Origin of the sequence: Streptosporangium sp. NPDC002544, assembly GCF_040295965.1 — a bacterium.
Taxonomy (GTDB): Bacteria; Actinomycetota; Actinomycetes; order Streptosporangiales; family Streptosporangiaceae; genus Streptosporangium.
This window is the reverse complement of record NZ_JBEOWJ010000027.1, coordinates 44,364-65,609: the sequence shown is the minus strand read 5'-3', so window position 1 is coordinate 65,609 and position 21,246 is coordinate 44,364. Positions and strand designations below refer to the sequence as shown.

The 21,246-nt window shown below is 67.8% G+C and carries 22 protein-coding genes; 14 read left to right on the top strand and 8 right to left on the bottom strand.

Annotation, left to right across the window (positions count from 1 at the left end; all coding sequences use genetic code 11):
* Positions 1–44: 44 nt before the first annotated feature.
* The 3 genes from ABT061_RS33470 to ABT061_RS33460 form a co-directional block, all read right to left on the bottom strand.
* Positions 45–1,655 (bottom strand): ABC-F family ATP-binding cassette domain-containing protein, encoded by a 1,611-nt coding sequence (locus ABT061_RS33470; protein ID WP_350925574.1) that lies wholly within the window; start codon positions 1,653–1,655, stop codon positions 45–47.
* A 171-nt stretch (positions 1,656–1,826) separates the two neighbouring features.
* Positions 1,827–3,005: a hypothetical protein gene (locus ABT061_RS33465; protein WP_350925572.1), complete on the bottom strand. Its 1,179-nt coding sequence runs from the start codon at positions 3,003–3,005 to the stop codon at positions 1,827–1,829.
* Entirely contained in the window at positions 3,002–3,529 is a 528-nt protein-coding gene (locus ABT061_RS33460; protein WP_350925570.1) for a SigE family RNA polymerase sigma factor, read from the bottom strand. The genes ABT061_RS33465 and ABT061_RS33460 overlap by 4 nt, the downstream gene beginning before the upstream one ends.
* Before the next feature lie 473 nt (positions 3,530–4,002).
* Here ABT061_RS33460 and ABT061_RS33455 point away from each other — a divergent pair, with 473 nt between their 5' ends.
* The 3 genes from ABT061_RS33455 to ABT061_RS33445 all read left to right on the top strand — a co-directional run bounded on the left by ABT061_RS33455 (position 4,003) and on the right by ABT061_RS33445 (position 9,201).
* Positions 4,003–5,268, top strand: coding sequence for a Fic family protein (locus tag ABT061_RS33455; protein WP_350925568.1), 1,266 nt, complete (start codon positions 4,003–4,005; stop codon positions 5,266–5,268).
* 238 nt (positions 5,269–5,506) lie between these two features.
* Positions 5,507–7,339, top strand: a complete 1,833-nt coding sequence (locus ABT061_RS33450) for an ABC transporter ATP-binding protein (RefSeq protein WP_350925566.1) — start codon at positions 5,507–5,509, stop codon at positions 7,337–7,339.
* A complete protein-coding gene (locus tag ABT061_RS33445) occupies positions 7,339–9,201 on the top strand; it encodes an ABC transporter ATP-binding protein (protein ID WP_350925564.1) in 1,863 nt (620 codons plus the stop codon). The genes ABT061_RS33450 and ABT061_RS33445 overlap by 1 nt, the downstream gene beginning before the upstream one ends.
* 69 nt (positions 9,202–9,270) lie before the next feature.
* On the opposite strand, the gene ABT061_RS33440 is transcribed toward ABT061_RS33445, so the two are convergent.
* Positions 9,271–9,705 carry a hypothetical protein gene (locus ABT061_RS33440; RefSeq protein WP_350925562.1) on the bottom strand — a complete coding sequence of 145 codons (435 nt, stop codon included), beginning with the start codon at positions 9,703–9,705 and terminating at the stop codon, positions 9,271–9,273.
* A gap of 303 nt (positions 9,706–10,008) precedes the next feature.
* Here ABT061_RS33440 and ABT061_RS33435 point away from each other — a divergent pair, with 303 nt between their 5' ends.
* Together ABT061_RS33435 and ABT061_RS33430 are read left to right on the top strand one after the other, a co-directional pair.
* Positions 10,009–10,500: a hypothetical protein gene (locus tag ABT061_RS33435; protein WP_350925560.1), complete on the top strand. Its 492-nt coding sequence runs from the start codon at positions 10,009–10,011 to the stop codon at positions 10,498–10,500.
* The gene (locus tag ABT061_RS33430; RefSeq protein ID WP_350925558.1) at positions 10,497–11,429 is read left to right on the top strand and encodes an oxidoreductase; all 933 of its coding nucleotides are present in this window, start codon (positions 10,497–10,499) and stop codon (positions 11,427–11,429) included. The genes ABT061_RS33435 and ABT061_RS33430 overlap by 4 nt, the downstream gene beginning before the upstream one ends.
* Before the next feature lie 27 nt (positions 11,430–11,456).
* Here the strand turns inward: ABT061_RS33430 and ABT061_RS33425 are convergent, their stop codons facing one another.
* Positions 11,457–11,906 (bottom strand): MarR family winged helix-turn-helix transcriptional regulator, encoded by a 450-nt coding sequence (locus ABT061_RS33425; RefSeq protein ID WP_350925556.1) that lies wholly within the window; start codon positions 11,904–11,906, stop codon positions 11,457–11,459.
* A gap of 69 nt (positions 11,907–11,975) precedes the next feature.
* On the opposite strand from ABT061_RS33425, the gene ABT061_RS33420 reads away from it, so the two are divergent.
* The 8 genes from ABT061_RS33420 to ABT061_RS33385 all read left to right on the top strand — a co-directional run bounded on the left by ABT061_RS33420 (position 11,976) and on the right by ABT061_RS33385 (position 18,058).
* Positions 11,976–12,446, top strand: coding sequence for a MarR family winged helix-turn-helix transcriptional regulator (locus ABT061_RS33420; protein WP_350925554.1), 471 nt, complete (start codon positions 11,976–11,978; stop codon positions 12,444–12,446).
* Between the two features lie 166 nt (positions 12,447–12,612).
* Positions 12,613–13,410: a tetratricopeptide repeat protein gene (locus tag ABT061_RS33415; RefSeq protein WP_350925552.1), complete on the top strand. Its 798-nt coding sequence runs from the start codon at positions 12,613–12,615 to the stop codon at positions 13,408–13,410.
* Between the two features lie 178 nt (positions 13,411–13,588).
* Positions 13,589–14,161: a hypothetical protein gene (locus ABT061_RS33410; protein WP_350925550.1), complete on the top strand. Its 573-nt coding sequence runs from the start codon at positions 13,589–13,591 to the stop codon at positions 14,159–14,161.
* 177 nt (positions 14,162–14,338) lie between these two features.
* Positions 14,339–15,139, top strand: a complete 801-nt coding sequence (locus tag ABT061_RS33405; RefSeq protein WP_350925548.1) for a GNAT family N-acetyltransferase — start codon at positions 14,339–14,341, stop codon at positions 15,137–15,139.
* Positions 15,140–15,432: 293 nt separating this feature from the next.
* Positions 15,433–16,032 (top strand): DUF1707 SHOCT-like domain-containing protein, encoded by a 600-nt coding sequence (locus ABT061_RS33400; protein ID WP_350925546.1) that lies wholly within the window; start codon positions 15,433–15,435, stop codon positions 16,030–16,032.
* Positions 16,033–16,129: 97 nt separating this feature from the next.
* Entirely contained in the window at positions 16,130–17,107 is a 978-nt protein-coding gene (add, locus tag ABT061_RS33395; protein ID WP_350925544.1) for an adenosine deaminase, read from the top strand.
* Positions 17,108–17,184: 77 nt separating this feature from the next.
* Entirely contained in the window at positions 17,185–17,802 is a 618-nt protein-coding gene (locus tag ABT061_RS33390) for a dihydrofolate reductase family protein (protein ID WP_350925542.1), read from the top strand.
* Positions 17,803–17,923: 121 nt separating this feature from the next.
* Positions 17,924–18,058, top strand: coding sequence for a recombinase family protein (locus tag ABT061_RS33385; protein WP_350925540.1), 135 nt, complete (start codon positions 17,924–17,926; stop codon positions 18,056–18,058).
* A gap of 83 nt (positions 18,059–18,141) precedes the next feature.
* Here the strand turns inward: ABT061_RS33385 and ABT061_RS33380 are convergent, their stop codons facing one another.
* On the bottom strand, positions 18,142–18,636 hold the full coding sequence (locus ABT061_RS33380; protein WP_350925538.1) for a TIGR03618 family F420-dependent PPOX class oxidoreductase: 495 nt from the start codon (positions 18,634–18,636) through the stop codon (positions 18,142–18,144).
* A gap of 204 nt (positions 18,637–18,840) precedes the next feature.
* The gene (locus ABT061_RS33375) at positions 18,841–19,464 is read right to left on the bottom strand and encodes a DUF6461 domain-containing protein (protein WP_350925536.1); all 624 of its coding nucleotides are present in this window, start codon (positions 19,462–19,464) and stop codon (positions 18,841–18,843) included.
* Between the two features lie 142 nt (positions 19,465–19,606).
* Here ABT061_RS33375 and ABT061_RS33370 point away from each other — a divergent pair, with 142 nt between their 5' ends.
* Positions 19,607–20,350: a CPBP family intramembrane glutamic endopeptidase gene (locus tag ABT061_RS33370; RefSeq protein WP_350925534.1), complete on the top strand. Its 744-nt coding sequence runs from the start codon at positions 19,607–19,609 to the stop codon at positions 20,348–20,350.
* Here ABT061_RS33370 and ABT061_RS33365 read toward each other — a convergent pair.
* Positions 20,320–21,057 (bottom strand): MerR family transcriptional regulator, encoded by a 738-nt coding sequence (locus ABT061_RS33365; protein WP_350925532.1) that lies wholly within the window; start codon positions 21,055–21,057, stop codon positions 20,320–20,322. The genes ABT061_RS33370 and ABT061_RS33365 overlap by 31 nt on opposite strands.
* Between the last annotated feature and the right edge of the window lie 189 nt (positions 21,058–21,246).

Here is a 21,246-nt window from a genome sequence, read left to right as displayed (position 1 = left end):
GCGGTACCCCTCCCACTCCGACGCGCCGGGAACGACCCGAGTCTTTACCTCTGGCGGACCACCCTGGTCTCATCCCATACCGGTTCGGATGATTCGTAGACCTTTCCATCGGCACCGAAGACCAGATAGCGGTCGAAGTCATCGGCGAACCAACGGTCGTGGGTGACGGCGACCACGGTCCCGTCGAAGGCGTCCAGCCCTTCCTGGAGAGCCTCGGCGCTGGCCAGGTCGAGGTTGTCCGTCGGCTCGTCCAGCAGCAGCAGGGTGGTGCCGGACAGTTCGAGCAGCAGGATCTGCAGCCGGGCCTGCTGGCCGCCGGAGAGGGTCTCGAAGCGCTGCTCGGCGATGGTTCCGGCCAGTTCGTATCGGGACAGCGCCTTCATCGCCTCGTTCTTGAGCCGGGCGTGCTCGGTCATGACGATCTCGCAGGGCGTCCGGCCGATGAGCTCTGGACGGGCGTGCGTCTGAGCGAAATGCCCGGGAACGACCCGGGCGCCGAGCCTGGCCACCCCGGTGTGCCTGACCTCCTCCCCGGCGATCAGGCGCAGGAAGTGCGACTTGCCCGAGCCGTTGGAACCCAGCACCGCGACCCGCTCGCCGTACCAGATCTCCAGATCGAACGGCTTCATCAGGCCGGTGAGCTCAAGCCGTTCGCAGATCACCGCCCGCTTGGCGGTCCGGCCGCCCTTCAGCCGCATGCTGATGAACTGCTCCTTGGGCGCCGCCTCCGGCGGCCCGGCCTCCTCGAACCTGCGCAACCGGGTCTGGGCCGAGTGGTAGGCGGCGGCCATGGTGTCCATGTACTTGGCCTTCTGCTTGAGCATCAGGACCAGCCGCTTGATCTTGGCGTGCTCCTCGTCCCAGCGCTTCTTCAACTCGTCGAGGCGCTCGTTGCGCTCCCTGCGCGCCTGGGCGTAGCCGCCGAACCCCCCACCGTGGACCCAGATGTTGCCGGACTCGACGGTGATGATCCGGTCCGCCGCGTTGGCCAGGAGCTGCCGGTCGTGGCTGACCAGCACCACCGTCTTGGGGGTCTCGCGGAGCGCCTGCTCCAGCCAGAGCTTGCCCGGCACGTCGAGGTAGTTGTCCGGCTCGTCGAGCAGCAGCGTCTGGTCGGGGCCGCGCAGCAGCGCCTCCAGCACCAGCCGCTTCTGCTCACCGCCCGACAGCGTGTTGACCTCGCGGTACTTGCAGTTGTCGTACGGCATGCCGAGCGCGGCCATCGTGCAGGTGTCCCAGAGCACCTCGATGTCGTAGCCGCCGGCGTCGCTGTAGTCGGTGATGGCCTGCGCGTAGCGCATCTGGGCCTTCTCGTCCTCGCGCTCCATCATCACGAGCTCGGCGGCCTCGAGTTTCGCCGCCGCCTCCCGCACCCGCTGAGGGGCGACGCTGACCAGCAGGTCGTGCACGGACCGGCCGTCCCGGATGCTGCCGATGAACTGCCGCATGATCCCCAGGCCGCCGGAGCTGGCGACGCTCCCGTCGACCGGCTGCAGGTCACCCGCGATCAGCCGCATCAGCGTCGTCTTACCCGCCCCGTTGGGCCCGACGAGCGCCGCCTTGACCCCCTCGCCGACCCGGAAGGACACATCGTCCAGCAACGGCCGCCCGTCCGGCAGAACGTACGTCAGATGGCCAACCTCAACGTGCCCCACGACAATTCCCTTTCCTAGGCCCTCGCGCAGGGTACCCGTCGTTTTCGCCCACGGGCATCCTCGTTTTCCCGGTACGGCGGTTGCGGGACCGCCTGAGATCAGGCGGTCCCGATGCCACGGAGCAGCCAGGCGTCCACGCGGTTTGTGATCATGACTCGGGGCGGACCAGCGTTACCAGGCCGCCGACATCTCCTGCGGTGGGGCATCCGGGAAACCCGGGTCCAAGGGCTCCGGATGGACGAGGACGGTCACCTGACCGTCGTCCAGCCTGCTCAGCGGGTAGAGGTTCCCCTTGAAGAGCAGGTGGCGCCCGGTGGCGTCGTAGCGGATCAGGTTCCACCAGGGGATGTTCCTGTCGGGGTGCTCCGCGCTGAAAAGCGTACGGATCCTCCGACCGTCCATGACGGAGTACTCCTCGATCGTGTAGCGGTGCGGTCCCCGGCCGTCGGACAGGTACTTACGGCCGACCAGCATCCTGTGACCGTCCGGGCTGATCGCCGCGGCCTCCGGGGCATCCACCCCCTGAGCCACCGTCCGGCTGGTTCCGAGCGTGTCACCGGCGGCGGTCGTGTCAAGGACCCGGGCCTGAGACATGACCACGAAGCCCAGCGTGCGGCGGTCGGCCGCCCACGACAGGCTCCAGAGGTTTCCGGCGGCGCTCGTCGTCCAGGTGCGCGTCGTCCCGGCTGGCAGATCGACGACCGTGAGCCGGGCTCCGGGACAGAAGCGCAGCGTCTTGTCCTTACCGCACACCTTGCCGTCGACGCTGTAGGCCAGTCGGGTGCCGTCGTCCGTGACGGCGAGGGAGGACGCGGTCGTACCGGTCACAGGGGGGATCACATCGCGTGCCAGTTCGGTGACCTTCCCCCACCCGTCGATCCGTAGCCGGTAGAACCACGTGGTGCTCACCGTCGTCTGGCGGGACCGCACGCTCTGGGCGACGTAGAACGTTCTGCCCTCTCCGGTTCCGGCGAGCAGATATCCGCCGGGCACGCCCCGGGTGCTTCCCTCCGGGGATCGAGGCATCACAACCCGGTCGGTGATCTTACCGTTGTGGGCGTCGCGGACCATCAACCCGTCATTTCCGGCGGTCAGCAGGAAACGAGGGCCGGACAAACCTTCCAGCGCGGACCGTACTGGACCCGACCCACGCAACCCAGCCGCGACAGCGACACTCACCACCACGACGGCCAGAGCGGCCAGCAGCGGAGCCATGCGAAGAGATCCGCGAAGGCGACGAACGGCCTTCGGCCGTACCGCCTGGTCGGCGGAGCGCAGGGTCTCGGCACCCACCAGTCCGGCCCCGGCGGTAAAGGCGTCGCGGAGCCGGTCTTCGATCTGCGAAGTCATCGCTCCTCCTCCAGTTTCACAGCGAGCGTCTTGAGCGCGCGGGACGTGGTCGACTTCACCGTTCCACGGCTGACACCCATGACCTCGGCGATGTCCCCCTCCGACAGGTCGAGGTAGTAGCGCAGCACCACCGCCTCACGCTGACGGCGCGGCAGAGCGCGCACGGCCAGAAACACCTCGCGACGGGTCTCCCCCAGCAAAGCCTCGGCCTCCGCGGACCAGAACGGCACTTTCCGATCACCACCGAAACGCCGGGCGATCGCCCGGCGCCGGTGGACCATGCGGCAACCGTTGAGCACGGCCGTCCGCAGATAGGGCAGCATCTGACCGTGGTCGGTCAATCGGCTCCACCGGCGGTGAACCGCCGCGAAAACATCCTGCACGATGTCCTCGGCCGTTTCCTGGTCCCCCACCAGCAGAAAAGCGAAGCGGACGAGGCCGAGACGGTGGGTCATGAACAAATCGGTGACGATGACGTCGGCCGGATCGGCCACCGCATGGAGCTCCGGTGGCGGTTCCTCCATCACACTCCTGATCTCAGACTGCATGCCTATTCCATGCCTATCCCGCGATCAGGTTGCCTCAGGACGGCGGATCGACATCCTTCCCGGCGAAGCGGGACGGAGCGCTACCCCTCATGAGCAGCCAAGGTCCTTCACTTCCCGACCGCACCTGCGACACCGCCCCGTGGCCGGCATGCACCTGACAGCCCGGGCACATCCCCTCCCCAACGAGGGCCAGGTTCACCGTTCAAGGGGTCATGGCTCGCAGGTGGGCCGGCCGACCTCGACGTGCCCCACTGCGATTCCCTTCCTAGGTCCTCGCGCGGGGTACCCGCCAGCCGGTCTCTCGGACATTTCGATTTCCGCCGTCGCGGCACCGTACGTTCAGACCGGACCGGAGCCCTCACCGATCTCGAATCCAGAGAGTTCACATCTGGCGCCCATACGAACGGTTAACATCTAACCGTTCGTATGGATGGAGGGGGAGAACGCTTATGGCCGAGTACATCGCCATGTCCTGGCCAGGTACTCCGGGCGGTGCCACACGAGCGGAACGCCAACCGTGCCACTACAAGGCGTACGTTCCCGATCCTCTGCTGGGCCGCCCCCTGAACCTGACGGCACAACGCGCAGCGGATGTGAGCGACGTCGAGCGCCGGCTCGTGGAGTTGAACGCATCCCCACAAGCCCTGATCAGTCTTGAAGCGCTGGCCAGGCTCCTCCTACGAGCCGAAGCTGTGGCGAGTTCCTTCATCGAGGGCCTGCAGATCAATGTACGGCGTCTCGCCAAAGCCGATGTGGCATCACGTACCGGCATAGAGGCACACGATGACACGGCACACGCGGTCCTCGGGAACGTCCGGGCGATGGAATCGGCTCTCGAACTCGCGGACGCACCAGCCGTACATGTCACTGACATCCTGGAAGTCCACCAAAGGCTTCTCAACGGAACTCGGGACGCACGCTTCGGCGGCCTGATCAGAACCGAACAGAACTGGGTTGGCGGAACCGGCATGTCACCATGCGGCGCCGACTTCGTCCCCCCACCGCCCGACAGAGTTCACTCGCTCCTCGAAGACCTGTGCGCGTACATATCAGGAGACGACCATCCCGCCCTGGTCCAGGCGGCCATCGCACACGCACAGTTCGAGACGATCCACCCATTCGTTGACGGCAACGGCCGTACGGGACGGGCACTCATCCACCTGATCCTCCGTCGTCGAGGATTGGCTCCCCGCTTCGCCCCACCGATCAGTCTCATCCTGGCGTCACACACCGATGCCTACATCTCCGCACTCACCGCATACCGTTACGAGGGAGCCTCCGACTCTCCGCAAGCCCAGGAGGGCATGGGCACCTGTCTCGATCGATTCGTCGCGGACGCCGCCCGCGCCAGTATCGACACGGATCGTTTCGGCGCGACACTCGACGCCCTCGAAAGGGGCTGGCGAGAAAAGCTGGGGAGAGTGCGCGCGGGGTCCTCCGTCGATCTTCTACTGCGAGTGCTTCCCTCTGCTCCCGTGCTCACGGCCACCACCGCCGCCGGCCTGATCGGGCGATCCGCCCAGCGAGCCAACGACGCGGTCAACCAGCTCGCGGCGGCGGGCGTGCTCAAACAGACCACCATCGGCAGGCGTAATCGCGCATTCGAGGTCCCCGACCTCATCAACGCCCTCACCGGATTCGAAAGAGCACTCGCCAGTCCGCTGGGTGACACCCGCCAAGCAGCCCCCGCACGGCCAGTCCCTTACCGACCATAGGGGTCATCGCCTGTAGGTGGGCTGCCCGACCTCGACGTGCGCCACGACGATTTCCCTCCGAAGGTCCTCGCGCGGGGTGCCCGCCGATTTCACCTGACGGCATCCTGATATCCGGGCCGGCCCGCGTGTCCGCCCGTGACGGGCAGGGCGGGGCCGGGAAAATGCATGGGAAAGTGTCGGCGCCCGGTGATAGAAAGCAAGTTCGACTTTCATCCTCGACCTGCTTGGGAGCGAACCTGTGACCATCAGCAGTTCGGAGTTCTCCGTCTCCGGTCGCCCGCATGACAGGCGAGGTCCGGTGCGCTGGTTCTGGTCCCATGTTCGCCGCCATCCGCTCCAGCTGACCGGATTCCTCGGCGCATCGCTGATCATGGTCGTGCTCAACGCCACGGTCCCCGGGCTCACCGGCGCGGCCTTCGACACCGTGCTGGGCGAGAACGGCGGCGGGGCGCGGGAGCTGGGCCTGATCTCGCTGGGACTGCTGGCGATCGTGCTGGCCCGCGGCGCCTTCGACCTCATCGCACGCCTGGCCAGCGAGGTTCTGGCCAAGCGGCTGGAGCGGGACACCAGGGACGAGCTCTACGTCAGCCTGCTCGGCAAGAGCCAGACCTTCCACAACAGACAGCGGGTCGGCGACCTGATGGCGCGGGCGGCCAACGACATCCGGCAGCTCTCCATCATGATCTCCCCGGGCATCGACCTGATCGTCGACTCCAGCTTGACCGGCCTCGTGCCCCTGGTCTTCATCGCCGCGATCGACCCGCGGCTGCTGCTGGTGCCCGGCGTCTTCGCGGTCGTCTTCGTTCTCGCACTCCGGCACTACATGGGGCAGCTCAACCCGGTGGCGACCCGCATGCGCGAGCAGTTCGGCGATCTCAACGCCGGGCTGAACGAGGCGGTCCGCGGCATCGAGGTCATCAAGGTGTCCGCGCAGGAGGACCAGGAGCGGCTGCGGTTCCGGGCGCGCGCGCGACGCTATCGCGACTTCTTCGTCCGCAACGGCCTGGTCCAGGCCCGTTACCTGCCGACCCTGCTCTTCGCCTTCGCGATGGCCGGGGCGCTCTGGCACGGCCTCTACCTCCAGGCCGCGGGCGACATCACGATCGGCGAGCTGGTCGCCTTCATGAGCCTGGTGAACATGATCGGTTTCCCGACCAATATATCGATCTTCACCTTCTCACTGGTCCAGCTCGGCATCGTGTCCGCCCGCCGGATCCTGAGCATCATGAACACCGAGACCGAATTCGGGCGACGCGCCGACGGCCACGCCGCACCGATCAGCGGGGCGATCCGCTTCGAGAACGTGACGTTCGGCTACGGGGAGGACGATCCGGTGTTGCGCGGGGTGACGTTCACCGTGCAGCCGGGCGAGACCGTGGCGATCGTCGGCGAGACCGGCTCGGGCAAGAGCACCCTGACGAAGCTGGTCCCTCGGATCTACGACGTCACCGCCGGCCGGATCCTGGTGGACGGCGTGGACGTGCGCGAGTGGGACCTCGACTCGCTGCGCTCCCAGATCTCCACCATCGAGCAGGACATCGTGCTGTTCTCCAGGTCGGTGGCCGAGAACATCGCCTTCGGGCTTGGCCAGCAGGTGGAGCGGAGCGCCGTCGTGAAGGCGGCGGAGGAGGCCCAGGCCGCCGAGTTCATCGGCGAGCTCGACGACGGCTACGACACGGTCATCGGTGAGCGCGGCATCACCCTCTCCGGTGGCCAGCGCCAGCGCCTGGCCATCGCACGGGCACTGCTGACGGATCCGGCGATCCTCGTGCTCGACGACTCGACGAGTGCGATCGACTCCGCCACGGAGGACAGGATCCAGCAGGCCGTCGACCGCGTTCTCGACGGGCGCACCACGCTCCTGATCACCCACCGGCTCTCCCAGATCCGCTGGGCCGACAAGGTTCTGCTGCTCCGCCGAGGCGAGCTGGTCGACTACGGCACGCACGACGAACTGCTCGCCCGCAGTCGCCTCTACCGGCGGATCTTCGCCCATTACGACGAGGTCGACCTGGCGGGCACCACCGACCCGGGCGTGGTCCTCGCGGGCGAGCAGGGAGGGCAGGGCTGATGGGCTTCATCATGGACGGCCTCGACGCCGAGGACTACGACCGCACCTACAACGATCGTGATCTACTCCGCCGGATCCTGTCCTACTTCCGGCCGAAGCTGGGCTCGATGGTCCTGGTCGCGATCATGATCGTGCTCTTCTCACTGACCCAGGCGGCCATGCCGTTGCTGGTCAGCTGGGGCGTGGACGGGATCGAGGACGGCACGATCGCCGATGTGGGCTGGCAGCTCACCGTCGGCCTGCTGCTCGCCGGAGTACTCGGCTGGCTGTTCAACTTCATCCGCCAGTGGTACAGCGCGAAGGTCACCGGAGACGTCGTCCTGCGTCTCCGCGAGGACGCGTTCGACGCCGTACTCAAGCGTGACCTGTCGTTCTACGACGAGAACCCGTCGGGCAAGATCGTCAGCCGGGTCACCTCCGACACCGATGACTTCGCGACCGTCTCCACCCTGACAATGGACCTGATCAGCCAGGTGTTGATGGTGGGCTTCGTCACGATCCTGCTCTTCCTGCGCAGCGTCGAGCTCGCCCTGCTGACCCTTCTCGTGGTGCCGGTCGTGGTGGGCATCGCGCTGCTGTTCCGGCGGGTCGCCCGCAGCAGCAGCCGCAGGGCGCAACGCTCGCTGAGCCGGGTGAACGCCACCCTGCAGGAGACCATGGGCGGAATCACCGTCGCCAAGAACTTCCGCCAGGAGCAGCGGGTCTACGACGAGTTCCGGCCCATCAACGAGCAGAGCTACCAGGTGACGCTCAGGCAGGGGTTCGTCTTCTCCGGCATCTTCCCGGTGCTCTTTCTCGTCGCCGGACTGGCCACGGTCGCGCTCGTCCAACTGGGCGGTACCACGGTGCTCGCCGGCGGTCTGTCCGCCGGCGACTGGTACCTCTTCCTCCAGGGGGTCGCGCTCTTCTGGTTCCCGCTGACCTCCATCGCCGCGTTCTGGTCCCAGTTCCAGCAGGGCCTGTCCGCGTCAGAGCGGGTCTTCGCCCTGATCGACGCGCCACCCCGGGTCGTGCAGACCGCCCCTCAGCCGGTCGGCAGGCTGGCGGGCCGCATCGAGTTCCGCGACGTCCGGTTCGGTTACGAAGCCGACAGCACCGTCCTGCGGGACTTCAACCTCACCATCGAGGCGGGCGAGAGCGTCGCGCTGGTCGGTCACACCGGTGCGGGCAAGTCGACGCTCAGCAAGCTGATCACCCGGTTCTACGAGTTCCAGGACGGCCGGTTGAGCATCGACGATCGTGACATCCGCACGCTGGATCTGGCCGGGTACCGGCGGCAGATCGGCGCGGTTCCACAGGTTCCGTTCCTGTTCAGCGGCACTGTCGCCGACAACATCAGATACCCGAGGCCGGAGGCGAGCGACGAGGAGGTGCTCGCCTCCGCCACGGCGGTCGGCGGCGGCGACTGGATCGACGCCCTGCCCGACGGCCTGCGGACCGACGTCGGCGAACACGGCCGCGCCCTGTCCATGGGCCAGCGCCAGCTCGTCGCGCTGGCCCGCCTGCTCATCCAGGATCCGGCGATCGTGGTCCTGGACGAGGCCACCGCCAGTGTCGATCCGCTGACCGAGGCCCAGATCCAGGAGGGCCTGGACCGGGTGCTGGCCGACCGCACCTCCATCGTCATCGCACACCGGTTGTCCACGATCGAGCACGTCGATCGCATCATCGTGCTGGATCACGGCCGGATCGTCGAGGAGGGCGACCACAGCACGCTGCTGGCTCGCGGTGGTCACTACTGCCAGGTCTACAACACCTACTTCAGGCACCAGTCCCCCGACTACCGTCCCGGTTCCGGGTTCGTCTCCGTCACCGGCCCCGTCACTGGCCCCGTCACCGGCCCTGTCACCGGCTCCGCGTGATCGAGGCTGCTCGAACCGGGGCCCGGACACCGGCCGGGGATCCACGATTCGAGCAGCCCGCCAGGACGGTCAGCGTGCCCACGCCGCGCGGATCCCGACCACGTCGTAGGGGGTGTTCGGCTCGGGTGGCGTCGTGAAGCGGGCGTTCGGCAGGTAGAGCCGATCGCCGAACCTCGCCACCGTGGTCGGCACGTCGAAACGCTGGTCGGTGAGCCGGTCGACGACCCGCTCCGAGGAGCCGTCCCGGCTCATCCGTACCGCGGTCACGACGTTGAGCCGGTTCTGCACGACGTACAGGATGCGGCCGACCAGCAGCAGGCCGTCGCCGTTGACGAGGGATTCACCGCCCAGGTCCACCGACGTGGTCACGCCCGTCACCGGGTCGGCCTTGAACAGCCGTCCGGTGTTGGACTGCACGATGAGCAGCGATCTACCGTCGGGGGTCTCGGCGATGCCGTTGGCGTTGATACCCGGGCCGTACTCGATGGCACCGGTCAGCGGCACCGTGTCGGCCGTGGCCGGCAGGGTGCCGCCCGCGCCCCCATACCGTTCCGGGAAAGGCGGCTCACAGAACGCGATCTCGCACCGTGGCGCAGAAGATCGCGAACTTCGGACCGCCGGGAGACCGGTCGTAGCAGGCTCACGTCGTTGGGGTGCGGAGCCCCGCCCGGATCGGCCGCCCCCGACGTACGCCACCGCGAGCACCTGCTCCATTCGAAGATCCGGAGAAGTGCTTGACGTATGACGTCAAGTACTTGATAGTTAGCGACAAGTACTTGACGTCATACGTCAAGCAAAGGAGGGGCAGTGACCGCCTGGACCGAAGCGCACGAGATGCTCGCGGGCGATCTGAGGAGGATCGTCGGCAGCAGGCTGCTCGATCCGCTGGACATCCTCTTCGGCACCGGCGAACTGCTCGGGGAGCGTCTGGTGACGGAGTCCCGGGCGTGGGCCGAGGTGTTGCTGGGGGAGGACGACCAGGCCGCCGCGTACACCGCGATCCGCCTGGTCAGCGCCCTGTATCCCAGTGACGCCCCCTTTGATCCACCGGCCGGATGGTGGGCGACCCCCTTTGGCCGGGCCGTGGCCCGGCGTGCGGGACATCCGGCCGCCGTCGCGGTGCCCTCCTCGGCGGCGGCGGCCATGCTCGGCATCACCCGCCAGGGCGTTCACGACCTCGCCAGTCGCGGCAAGCTCGAACGCCATCCCGACGGCGGCATCACCACCGCCTCCATCCGTGCCCGGCTCTCCGGTCGAGCCACAGCCGCACAGCACCCAGCACGAAGGGATCACACATGACCACCGACCGCACCACCACCGCCCCCGGCGGCCCGCTGCGCCTCGCCGAAGGAGCGACCGTCAGCCGGCTCGGCTACGGGGCGATGCAGTTGCCGGGCCCCGGTGTCTGGGGGCCGCCGAAGGACCCGGCGGCCGCCCTGGCCGTGCTGCGCCGAGCCGTCGAACTCGGCGTCAGGCACATCGACACCAGCGACTTCTACGGCCCGCACGTGGCCAACGACCTCATCCGCGAGGCACTCCACCCCTACCCCGACGACCTCGTGATCGCCACCAAGGTCGGCGTGGTCAGGGACGAGTGGCAGTCGTGGAACGCCGCCGCCACGCCGGCCGAGCTGCGCGAGCAGATCGAGGAGAACCTGTCCCGGCTCGGCAGGGCCCGCCTCGACCTGGTCTATCTGCGAGTCGGCGGCGACGGCCTGCTCTTCCCCGACGAAACCCCCTTCGCCGACTCCTTCGGCACGCTCGCCGACCTGCACCGGCGCGGTCTCATCCGGCATCTCGGGCTCAGCGGGGTCACCACCGCCCAGCTCGCCGAGGCCCGCGAGATCGCCCCCGTGGTCGCGGTGCAGAACCGGTTCCACCTCTTCGACCGGGCCAGCGAGGACGTCCTCACCGCCTGCGAGGAGCACGGCATCGCCTTCGTTCCCTACTTTCCCCTCGCGGCGGGAATGCTCAGGCCGGGACTGGACACCTCACAGGCCCCACCGGGCATGGCGCCCACCGCGGAGCAGCAGCGGACGCTCGACGAGGTGGCCGGACGGCATGGCGCGACCCGCACTCAGGTGGCGCTCGCCTGGCTGCTGGCCCGTTCCCCGGTCATCCTCGCGATCCCCGGCACCGGCTCCGTGGCACACCTGGAGGAGAACGTCGCCGCGGCCGACCTGCGGCTGACCGAGAGCGACATCGCCCGGCTGGACGAACTCGCCTGATCGGCGGACCCACCGCGGAAAGAGGAGTCAGCCTTCCCGGTGGCGTCGGCCCAGCTCCGCGACGAAGGCCGTGAGCAGGCGGGCGAACTCCCGCCTTTCGTGCTCGGACCAACCGCGCATCGCCGCGTCGAAGACCTCACGGCGGAAGCGGTGGACCCGCTCGGCGTGCCCGGCGCCCAGTTCGGTGAGCTCCAGCGTGCTGCGGCGGCCGTCAGCCGGGTCGGCCACCCTGCGCAGCAGCCCCGCCTCGACTGCCCTGGCCACCAGTCGGCTGGCGCGGGGCTGGTCGACGCCCATCCGACCGGCGACGGAGGTCACCGTCGCGGCCTCCGGCCCTTCCTCCACAGCGTCGATCACCCCGAAGAGTGCGGGGTCGAGCTCGACGTCGCCCGCGAGGCGCTGGAGGGCGCGGCGGGTCTGGCTGCGCCGGATCGCCACCATCGCCCGCTCGACGGCGGCCACCTGAGGGTCTTCCATGCCCCAATGATACATGTACTAATACATGTTATTGTCAAAGTACATGTATCGACCCGGGAAGGCGGCACCGTGAACATCTCCGAGATCACCGGCCAGAGACGTCCCATCGGCTACTGGATCAAGCACCTGCACGGCCTCGTCGAGGGCTCCCTCGACGGCCTCCTCGCCGGCCAGGGCCTGACCCGCCGCCACTGGCAGGTGCTGAACGTCATCGCCACCGACTCCCCCACCCTCGCCGACCTCGACATCGCCCTCGCCCCCTTCCTTGACGACCGGCGGCCCTCCCTGCGCCCGGTGGCGGACGACCTGCGCGAGCGGGGCTGGCTGGAGGGAGCGGAGCGGCCGACCCTCACCGCCGCCGGGATCCGGGCGCACGAGGAGTTACGACGGCAGGTGAACGCCGATCGTGCCCGCCTCACCGAGGGGATCAGCGCCGAGGAGTACCTGGCCACGATCGACGTCCTGACCCGGATGTCGGCCAACCTGACGGGCCCGGCGGAGCCCGCAAAATCACCCACGAATCCCAGAAATATCACCTAAAATATATTAGGCAACACTCAAATATCTATTATTGCCCCACCGAAGGGGGGCAGAAAACCGATCTCCGCGAGATGGCAGAATTACTTATGTCACCTTAATATCGTCTATTTTCGCCGTCCGCAGGCTCCATACGGAGTGATGATGTTGCGACGAGTGGCAATGAGTGATGAGCCGCGATGAGAGCGGCGGTCAGCTCCGGCGGCCGCCCGACATCTCCAACCGGACCGCTGCTCTCCCCGATGGGGCGGGACAGCCCGGAGACCACAACCGCGCCGCCGGCGCCGGACGCGTCCGCGACGGCCGGCGGCCGGTCGAGCCTCAGGAGACGGGCAGGGCCGAAGAGGCGATCGCCGCCTACCGGCACGCCGCGGAAGCCGGGAACACCGACGCCTGCTGGCAGCTGGTCGAGTTGTTCCAGCGGGTGGGCCGGACCGAGGAGGCGATCACCTGGCTGCGGACCCGGGCGGAGACCGGCGACATCGACGCCCTGTGGAAGGCGGTCGAGTTACTCCAGGAGTCCGAGCGGGCCGAGGAGGCGATCACCTGGCTGCGGGCCCGCGCCGAGACAGGCGACCCCCACGCCCTCAGGCGGCTCACCGTCCTGCTGTACCAGCTGGATCGGGCCGAGGAGGCGATCACCTGGCTGCGGGCCCGCGCCGAGGCGGGTTACCCCGACGCCCTGGCGCACGCGGTCGACCTGATGCACGAGACGGGCCGCACCCAGGAGGCGATCACCTGGCTGCGGACCCGGGCGGAGACCGGTGACGCGCACGCCCTGATATGGGCGGTCCTGCTGCTCTGCGAGGCCGGTCACGCGGAGAGAGCGGTCCTTGCCTACCTGAGCGCCACCGAACTGGGCCGCCCCGACGTTCTGGCCCAGGCGATCGGCCTGCTGAGACGGCTCGGCCACACCGACGAGGCCGAACGGCTCCGACGGTGCGGGATCACCCCCGGCAGGACGTGACCCGTATCGGCTCAGCGCTCGATTCCTCGGCCGAGGACCGGCTTCACTTTCACGACAGATGTTCCGTCCAGCGCCTCCAGGTTGCATACGTGCACCCGCGCCCCGTCTATCGCGATGATTTCCATCAGGTGCCAGAGAGATCCAACCGGCGCACAAGCCACTGGATCATCCTCACGCCATGAACATCGCAAGAATCTCCCTCATGACGCTCGCGGTCGGCGTTCTCGCGGGATGTACCTTCACCGTCGAAGCGGATCAGGAGGACGCCTCATCGGCCCAGAACCCGCCGAAACCCCCGGGAACCTTCGCGACGCCCTTCCCCACCGCGATCGGAGCACTGGACCTGGTATCGGTGACCCCCGCCGAGGAACGCTTCAAGCTCCCGGACGGGCCGCACCACAAGATCCTCGGCACCCAGCTCACCACGTTCTACCAGGACACCCCACGCCTGAAATCCTTCTACGCCACCGGGTCGCAGGCCGAGGTGACCGATCCCAAGGCCGCCGTGGACTGGCTGACCGCTCAGGACCGCGAGAGGGAGAACCCGCAGACGGACTGGGTCTACGTGGGAACCGGTCCGCTCCGCGGCGCGGCCTCCTGCCGGAACACCGACGACGGGACCTACTGCTACTGGGCCGACGCCGACACGGTGGGTTTCCTTGAGATCCCGCGCGGCCTCGCCGGGAAGATCACGGAGAGCTTCGCCATGATCAGGAGCGCGCTGGAAGGAGAGCCCGCCAAGAGCCGGTGACCGAGGAGCCATGCCGGTCTGTGGGCCGGCAGGCAGGCCTGCCGCGTCGTCTCCGTGCTCTCACTGGGCTCGCGCAGCAGCCGGGCACGCATGACCAGCCCGGCCTGGCTCAACAGGCCGGCGATCTGGAAAACCTGGGTTCTGGTGAGGCGATGAGGGCGCCGGTACGGTTTGACCATGGCTGTGCGGTCGTTGGGATACCAGAGTGATCTGATGTTGCTCGGGCTGCAAGGCGGCGTCGTCGACCGGCGCGACGGTTACCTGGCTGTCCGGACGCCCGCCAACCCGACCTATCACTGGGGGAACTTCATCCTGCTGGACACCCCGCCGGCCCCCGGAACGGTGGCCTCGTGGGTGAGCACCTTCCACCGCGAGTTCCCGGACGCCGGCCACGTCGCCCTCGGTGTCGACGGTGTCACCGGCGATGCCGGTGAGCCGGAGGAACTGGCGGCGGCGAGCCTCGGTGTCGAGCGGAGCACCGTGATGACGGCCAGTGCGGTGCACCCGCCGCCGCGCCCCAACCGTGACGCTCACTTCCGCGTCCTGGACGGCGACGAGGACTGGTCCGCCGCGCTGGCACTGCAGGAGGCCACCAACCCCGGTCCCGACATCGAGGGATACCGGGTGTTCGCCCAGCGCAATCTGGCGGCGATGCGCCGACTGCAGGAACGCGGGTGCGGCGCGTGGTTCGGAGCCTTCGTGAACGACCGCATGGTCTCCGGGCTCGGCCTGTTCACCGATGGTTCGGGGCTCGCGCGCTACCAGGCCGTCGACACCCACCCGGCACATCGAAACCAGGGCCTTTCCGGAACCCTCGTGTACACGGCCGGCCGGCACGCTCTGGAACATCTGAACGCGCACACGCTCGTCATGGTGGCCGATCCGAGCTACGTCGCGATCCGCGTGTACCGCTCGGTCGGATTCACCGACGCCGAGACACAGGTTCAACTGGAGCCGTCAACGACCGCTCCGGCCTGAGGATCGCCGATTCCAGCCCCGCTCCGGAGCGGGGCTGATCCTTCCCCCGTGGGCGGCCGAAGGACCGATCACGCTGGTCAGCCACCGCATCTGGGGGTGGCCGGCCCGGCAGCCGTGGCCGACCAGATCCTGACCGGTCCGGCACGGTCAGATCGCGCGACGAGAGGGCCGCCTGCCTGGCCTGCGTTGCTGTGAACGCGTGACCCGCGGCTACCGCCTCATCCTCGGTCCACGCGACTTACAGTGATCGGCAGTAGCCGCGTTTGTACCCACATTTCCGTATCATCGACTACATGACCGCTGAGTACCCGGAATCCTTCCGTCGTGGTGAACTGCGCGTCTCCCATGCCGAGCGCGAAGCGGTGGTGACACGGCTGAACGAGGCGGCGACCGAGGGCCGTATCGACCTGACCGAGCTCGACGAGAGGCTGGAACGGGCGCTGACCGCCAGAACCTACGCCGATCTGACGCCCCTCACCGCCGACCTGCCGCCCGTGGTTCCGCCGGACCCGGGACAGCCACTGGTCCTCAAGGGAGGCCTTCACGGCGCGTCGCGCGTCGGGCGCTGGCAGGTACCCGCGAAAGTAAGCGCGTACGGCGGCATGGCCGGCGTCAAGATCGATTTCACCCAGGCCGACTGCCGGCTGCCCGAGGTCGAGGTGGAAGCACACGGCCAGATGGCCGGGGTCACGATCATCCTCCCTGACGGCTGGGCCGTGGAGACCGGCGGGATGGATCCCGGCCTCGGCGGTCTGAGGGACAAGACCACTCCCGACCGACTGCCGGGCACGCCACTGATCCGCCTCACCGGCACCGGCGGCCCGGCAGGCGTGGTCGTCCGCCATCCCAACGCCCTCGAACGCCGCAAGCTGAAACGCGCTCAGCTGCGGTGAGCGACAAACGGCTGGAGTGGCCCGCACGGAGTTCGAATCTTCAGCCGGGTTGCCGTGGATGGTCGAAGATCATCAAGAGTCGTTAGCATGATCTGACGTGAGAGATCTCCGACTGCTGCCCAAGGCCCACCTGCACGTGCACCTGGAGAGCACCGTACGTCCCGAGACCGTGCGGGAGCTGGGCGGCCCGCCGGAGCCCGAGGGCCCGTTCGCGAACTTCCGCGCGTTCGCCGACCAGCGGGCCAAAGTTCGCGAGTCGCTGCGCACGTCCGAGCACTTCCGCCGGATCGCGGTGGAGTTCTGCGAGGACGAGGCCGCTCAGGGCACTCGTTACGCCGAGGTGACCTTCACCGCCGCCTCACACGGGGAGCGGGTCGGAGCGCCCGAGATGCCGCTGGAGGCGGTGCTCGACGGGCTGGCCGAAGGCTGCGCCAGGTTCGGGATCCGGAGCCGGGTACTGCTCGACCACTCCAGGCGGCGTCCGGTGGAGCGGTTGTGGCGGACGTACGAGCTGGCCGTCCGCTACGACGAGGTGATCGGCATAGGGCTGGCGGGCGACGAGAGCCATCCGCTGACGCCTTTCGCCGAGGTGCTCGACGCGGCCAGGGAGGCCGGGCTGCACCTGGTGCACCACGCGGGGGAGACGACCGGCGCGGCCAGCATCCGCGAGGCGCTGGACGTCGGGCACGCCGAGCGGCTCGGGCACGGCATCCGGGTGCTCGACGACGACGCGCTGGTGGCACGGGTACGCGAGAGCGGAATCCCGCTGGAGGTCTGCCCCACCTCCAACGTCCTGCTCGGGCTCGTTGCCTCGCTGGCCGAACACCCGCTGCCTCGGCTACGCGCGGCCGGGCTGGCGGTCACGGTCAACACCGACGGCGAGACGGCGCTGGCCGACGAGTACGCGCGGTTGCGTGAGGTCCACGGATACGGCGACGACGTCATGGCCGAATTGGCTCGTGCTTCGATCGAGGCGTCGTTCGCCCCTCGGGAGCTCAAGGCGGCGCTTCTGGCCGAAGTCGACGCCTGGCTGACCACGGCATCGCCCCTGGGGGGCGAAACCCGGCCGGTCTGACGGTGGCGGAGCGCCGCTCGCGCGCCCGGGCCCCGGCGACCTTCCGAACGAGCGAGCGTCCAGCCGATGAGTCTCACGTGTCGTTTGAGTCTCACGATTGTGGTCTCATTTACGAACCCGGCAGGAAGGGCGAGTTCGTGCATCGCATCATCTACTCGGTCGCATCGTCTCTCGATGGCTACCACACTGACGCCCAGGGCGACTACTCCTGGGCGGTCCCTGACGAAGAGGTCATCTCGGCGCTCAACGCTGACGCCGGCGAGGTGAGCACCTACCTTTACGGGCGGCGGATGTATGAGGCGATGGCGGGGTGGGAGACCGATCCAGCGGTTGCCGCCCAGTCACCTGAGTCCTCAGCGTTCGCGACCACGTGGCAGGCCGCACAGAAGGTCGTCTTCTCGGCCGGCCTGCCCGAGGTCTGGACCAAGCGCACTCGGCTGGAGCGAAAACTGACGGCCGAGGCGATCGAGAGGGCCCGGGCCGAGGCATCCGGGGACTTGACAGTAGAGGGTCCGACCTTGGCCCACAGCGCGCTTCGGCTTGGGCTCGTCGACGTGATCGAGCTGTTGCTCTGTCCCATCATCGTCGGCGCGGGGACACCGGTCCTGCCAGACGGGCTTCGAACCGCTCTCTCCCTGAAGCGAGAACGCCGATTCGGCAACGGCATGGTGCAGATCACCTACGACGTCCGATAGCCGATTCCTCAACGAGACACCGAGATCATCCGCCGCCTGGCATGGCGACCTGCGAAAACTTTGTCTCGTTAGACCAGTCCGCGAAATTGTCCGGTGAGGGGGTAAACGGCACGCTTCCCAGGTGGGAGAACTGATCGGCTACGCCAGATGCTCAACCGTGCTGCAAGACCTCACCATCCAGCGCCAGGCGCTGACTGGGCTCGGTATCCCGGATGACCTGATCTATCTGGACAAGGGGCTGACGGGCACCAGCTGAACCCTGCTGGACCAGGGCCTCGGCATAGTGACTTGATGTCCGGTTCGGATCCGCTGCGGGCAGGTGGAGCGGGTCAACGTGCGCTATTCACTGGAGGGGACGTCCAAGGCGATCCCGTACAGGCGAGACACGCAAAGCCTGATCACCAGGCGCCGATCCGCGACCATGTTCTCAAGGAACGCGGCCTCGTCCTCCGGATGGTCGAAGAGCGGCTGCATACCCAGGAGTTCCCGTCCGGCCGCATCCCCGGGCACAGCGCTGACCGCCGAGAGCTCCGCCTCACCCTCGGCCACGACGTAGGACATGAAGTCCCTGCTGGACACATACAGGGCAGTCCGGGGGTCTCTTCGCAGGTGACGTACCTTGAGCCGGTCCTCCGTCGTGCTGATTCGCGCGATGCGTTCTTTGGCATCCCACACGTAGGCCACAGTGGAGAGCTGAGGATGACCGTTGCGCTTGTTCGTCGCCAGCGCACCCATCTGGTGAGCGCCGAACAGCTGCGCGAGCGCGTCATCCGAGAGAACCAGAGCCCCGGGCCCCCGGCCCGGCCCGTAGCCGGCCTTCTCCGCCTCAGTCATATTTCCCATCTCCATATCTCGCTTGGTGGATGAATTTACATCGAGGACAAAGGCCCTCCCCAGGACAGCTCGCCGGCGGTCCAGTTCCGAGTCAAGTGCCTGGCTCGTACGGGATCCCCGCGCCGGCTCAGGGAGGCTTTTTCATGCCGATGGCCGGCCCCCGTGAAACCCGCAAAAGCTCGCAGCGAAGTGATCCACCACCGCTCACCTCGGTCTGGAAACGACTCCGCACAGGTAGGTGGACTCCTCCAGCAGTTGCGGCGTCAGCGTGATCCCGGTGAGGCGCTCGGCCAGGAGGAACGCCGGCCCTTCGTGGGGCTCGGCGATCGGGTAGATGGGGGAGTCGATCCGCTCCAGGGTCTCTGCGAGTTCGTCCGGCATCTCCTCTGAGTAGCTTTCATGGTGCGGGAACATGAACTGGATCCTTCCGTCTTTGATCCAGTGGGAATAGCCTTCCTGGTACGCGAACTCGAACCGGATCTTTCCGTCGTCGATCCAGTAGAAGTAGTCCATGCCGTCGACGTCGAGGTAGAAGTGGGAGACGAGGCGGGTGCCCGCCGACAGCGGCATGGTGATCTCTTCGGTGATGCCGAGCCCGCCGAGGGCCTCGACGATGAGCACCCAGTCGCCGACGGCGACGGCACCGAAGCATCTGTTCTTCGTCAGCTCATCAAGCGTCATGCGAGAGCAGTCTTCAACCCGGACGCCGAGCCGGGTCACCAGTTCCTCAGGCGTCAGGCCGCGGACGTAGGTGAAACAGTAGGCATCCGCCAGCTCGGGGAAGCGCTCGCGGGAGAACCAGGAGTAGTCATCAGGAGTCGCGATCATCCCGGCATGTTCGCAGCACCCACCGACACAATGAGCTCTCCTCATCCTGAGTAGTGGTCCGCTTTGACTTCGCCCCAAGGGCAGAGTCGAGGCTCGGGTCACCCAGGCGGATCGCCCGTCCGGGCGACGAGACGGAGCCTCGATGAGCGAGCAACGCACACCCCGCACCGGCACGGAGGATTCCCCCGGAACGGCGCCTTCCACCGAGGCCGGATCGGCCGGAATCCGCGTGACCCGTCCCGGATGGCCTGAGCTCGGGATCGCCACTCTTGCCGCGCTGGTGTTCTACGCCGTGGGGTCGCTCGTGGTGTTCACCCTCCCGGGGGGTGTCGTCGTCTCGGGTCTCGCGCAGTTCGCGCTCTCGGGTCTCGCGCCGCTGTGCGCTTTCGCGGTGGCGGTTCTGCTGCGGATCCGAGACGTACGCGCCTTCGGGTTCCGCAGGGTCCACCCGAAATGGCTATTGCTGGCAGTGCTGATCGCCGCGGGATGCGTGGCCCTGACCCTCGTGACGTTCCCTCTGCTGGAGCCGGTCTTCCCAGGCTCCGACGACGTGCAGGCCGACTACCGCGCTGCGGGAAGCTCCAGCGTCCTCGCCTTCGCCGGCATCATCCTGCTCGGCGGCATCCTGACACCCATCGGCGAGGAGGTGCTCTTCCGTGGCGTGCTCGCCAACGTCCTCTTCCGTTGGGGCACCCCCGTCGCCGTCATCCTGAGCTCGGCCGTATTCGCCGTCGCGCACGGTGTCAACGGGGTCATGGTGAACGCTTTCATCGTGGGCGTCTTTGCCTCACTGATGCTGCGCTACACGAGGTCGATCTGGCCGGCCATCGTCATCCACATGGTGTTCAACTCCACCTACCTCTTCCTCGAGGCATTCCCCGCGTGACCGGGTGCTTCCTCGCCGGCCTGCGCCAACTTGGCGAGCCGGACCAGCACGCGCAGCTGCACCGGCCGATACAGCTCCAGGAACGCCTCCGCGATCGCGTCCTGGGCGAGGTGGGCCGGCACAGGCCCACCCCGTCCGGCCGGCATCACGGCGGGGAATGCCGAACCGGAGCCGAGAAGAGCCCGGTGCAAGCGCTGCGCGAGATCCTCGATGTCGGCATCGGATGCGTCTTCGGGCAGGGCGTCGAGCTCCTCGTCGGTGGTGTCGCGCTGTTCCAGCACTTCGTGCAGACCTGCGACCGCGTCGTCGCCGAGCACGCGCGCCGCGATGGCGACGACACCGCGGTCGGCTTCGGCGACGCCGTCGATCACCTCGGCGAGATCGGCCGGAACCTGCCAGCTGACGCCGTGCGAGCGCAGCAGCACCAGGCGCTCGCGGTTGCGCTGGAGCCGGGCGATCGCCGCGTCGAGATCGTCGATGAGTTCGTCGGCCCCGCCGTCGCCGACCTCGGCGATCCGCGACAGCGGCATGCCCAGCTCGGCCAGGGTCGTGATCTGGATCAGCCGGAGCAGGTGGGGAACCTGGTACTGCTTGTATCCGTTGAAGCCGCGGTCCGGCTCATCCAGCAGTCCGATGGCGTGGTAGTAGCGCACCGCCTTTTGGGTGGTGCCGGCCAAGTCGGCGATCTCTCGCGTGCTCCACGCCATGGCCCTCTCCTCGCAACGATTCCACAGTCGCACATCAGTCAATACCTCTGCCCCAGGGGCAGGGCAAGTCGCCGGTTCCGCCCACCGTGGATCCGTGCACGAGCGAAAGGACCGATCACATGACCCAGCAGGACGAGACGAGCAGAACCCTGATGTTCGCTGGGAAGAACAGGATGGTCGGTTCCTACG

What these genes read in the sequence shown, in the direction of transcription:
- ABT061_RS33465 (WP_350925572.1), bottom strand. Translation starts at nt 3,005, where the DNA reads ATGACTTCGCAGATCGAAGACCGGCTCCGCGACGCCTTTACCGCCGGG.
- ABT061_RS33460 (WP_350925570.1), bottom strand. Translation starts at nt 3,529, where the DNA reads ATGGAGGAACCGCCACCGGAGCTCCATGCGGTGGCCGATCCGGCCGAC.
- ABT061_RS33455 (WP_350925568.1), top strand. Translation starts at nt 4,003, where the DNA reads ATGGCCGAGTACATCGCCATGTCCTGGCCAGGTACTCCGGGCGGTGCC.
- ABT061_RS33445 (WP_350925564.1), top strand. Translation starts at nt 7,339, where the DNA reads ATGGGCTTCATCATGGACGGCCTCGACGCCGAGGACTACGACCGCACC.
- ABT061_RS33430 (WP_350925558.1), top strand. Translation starts at nt 10,497, where the DNA reads ATGACCACCGACCGCACCACCACCGCCCCCGGCGGCCCGCTGCGCCTC.
- ABT061_RS33425 (WP_350925556.1), bottom strand. Translation starts at nt 11,906, where the DNA reads ATGGAAGACCCTCAGGTGGCCGCCGTCGAGCGGGCGATGGTGGCGATC.
- ABT061_RS33415 (WP_350925552.1), top strand. Translation starts at nt 12,613, where the DNA reads ATGAGCCGCGATGAGAGCGGCGGTCAGCTCCGGCGGCCGCCCGACATC.
- ABT061_RS33410 (WP_350925550.1), top strand. Translation starts at nt 13,589, where the DNA reads ATGAACATCGCAAGAATCTCCCTCATGACGCTCGCGGTCGGCGTTCTC.
- ABT061_RS33405 (WP_350925548.1), top strand. Translation starts at nt 14,339, where the DNA reads ATGGCTGTGCGGTCGTTGGGATACCAGAGTGATCTGATGTTGCTCGGG.
- ABT061_RS33400 (WP_350925546.1), top strand. Translation starts at nt 15,433, where the DNA reads ATGACCGCTGAGTACCCGGAATCCTTCCGTCGTGGTGAACTGCGCGTC.
- ABT061_RS33380 (WP_350925538.1), bottom strand. Translation starts at nt 18,636, where the DNA reads ATGACTGAGGCGGAGAAGGCCGGCTACGGGCCGGGCCGGGGGCCCGGG.
- ABT061_RS33375 (WP_350925536.1), bottom strand. Translation starts at nt 19,464, where the DNA reads ATGATCGCGACTCCTGATGACTACTCCTGGTTCTCCCGCGAGCGCTTC.
- ABT061_RS33370 (WP_350925534.1), top strand. Translation starts at nt 19,607, where the DNA reads ATGAGCGAGCAACGCACACCCCGCACCGGCACGGAGGATTCCCCCGGA.
- ABT061_RS33365 (WP_350925532.1), bottom strand. Translation starts at nt 21,057, where the DNA reads ATGGCGTGGAGCACGCGAGAGATCGCCGACTTGGCCGGCACCACCCAA.